At 55.7% G+C, this 1,247-nt stretch carries 1 protein-coding gene; it reads right to left on the bottom strand.

The window, feature by feature from the left end; genetic code table 11:
* Nucleotides 1-30: 30 nt before the first annotated feature.
* A protein-coding gene (locus tag HNQ08_RS27045; RefSeq protein WP_184138564.1) for an IS3 family transposase occupies nucleotides 31-1,190 on the bottom strand; the annotation gives its coding sequence in 2 pieces (ribosomal slippage) (nucleotides 31-923 and nucleotides 923-1,190; 1,161 coding nt in all).
* Nucleotides 1,191-1,247 lie beyond the last annotated feature (57 nt).

Here is a 1,247-nt window from a genome sequence, read left to right as displayed (position 1 = left end):
TGGGGTTGACTCGGTTTCGAGTCGCTAAGGTTAAGCAGCTGTAGCCTGGCACTCGGCTTCCAGGGGCGTCAAGTATCCCAGGCTCGAATGCCGCCGTTTTCGGTTGTAATACACCTCCACGTATTCGAAGATCGCTTTCCTGGCCTCCTCATGGCTGCGATACACGCAGCCATCCACCAACTCACGCTTCAAGGTCTCGAAAAAGCTCTCTACCACGGCATTGTCCCAACAATCCCCCTTCCGACTCATGCTGCACAGCATCTCGTTGTCCTTTAAAGCAGTTTGAAACAGGTGGCTGGCGTACTGGCTTCCCCGGTCGCTGTGGTGAATGAGGCCAGCAGGCGGATTCCGCCTGCTCACCGCCATGTTCAGCGCGCCCAGCGGCAGTTCAGCCGTCATGGTGTGATCCATCGACCAACCTACAATCGTCCTGGCAAACAAGTCCATGGTTACGGCCAGATAGAGCCAGCCTTCTTTTGTCGGGATGTAGGTGATATCGCTCGCCCAGACGGTATTGGGCGTCTCCGGCGTGAAGTTCCTGTCGAGCAGATTTGGCGCGACTGGAAGGGCATGTTTGCTATCCGTGGTTTTGACGAACTTGCGACGGGTTTTGCCGTACAGACCGAGCTCACGCATCAGTCGGGCAATTCGACGAACGCTGTGATGATGCCCTTGTTCAGCCAATTCAATCTGAATCCGCAGCGCTCCATAGCGCCCTTTATGTTGATCGTAGATGTTCTCGATCAGGAGCTTGAGACGCTCATCGTGATTTTTTCTCGTTGAGGACGGCCTTCTTCGCCAATTCCTGAAGCCACTGGGCGTGACCTGCAGGACACGACACATGATGTCGAGACGAAATTCTTTGAGATGTGCAGCGATGAACGCAAACCTCAGAGATTTTCTTTGGCGAAGAAGGCCGCTGCTTTTTTCAGGATTTCACGTTCCTGACGCAGAATCTCAACTTCTTTGCGAAGCCGCTGGATCTCCTGTTCCTGTGGCGTCAGGGTCGAACGACCCTGACCGGGGAAAGCCGCCTGCCCTGCTTTATGAGCCTGGAGTCGCCAGCGGTAGAGCGCTGAAGGGCTGATCCCGAGGTCACGGGCCGCCCGGCTCGGGCCAACATCCTCTCGTGCGGCCAGTTCGATAGCCTGACGTTTGAATTCGGCGGTGTAGGTGTTTCTGGTCGTCATGGGGTTGCCTCCTATGGTGAGGCTTAACTCCACCGACTCAAAACTGGCTCAATCCCA

The sequence above is a fragment of the Deinococcus humi genome (assembly GCF_014201875.1).
Lineage (GTDB): Bacteria > Deinococcota > Deinococci > Deinococcales > Deinococcaceae > Deinococcus > Deinococcus humi.
This window is presented reverse-complemented; position numbering and strand designations above follow the sequence as displayed.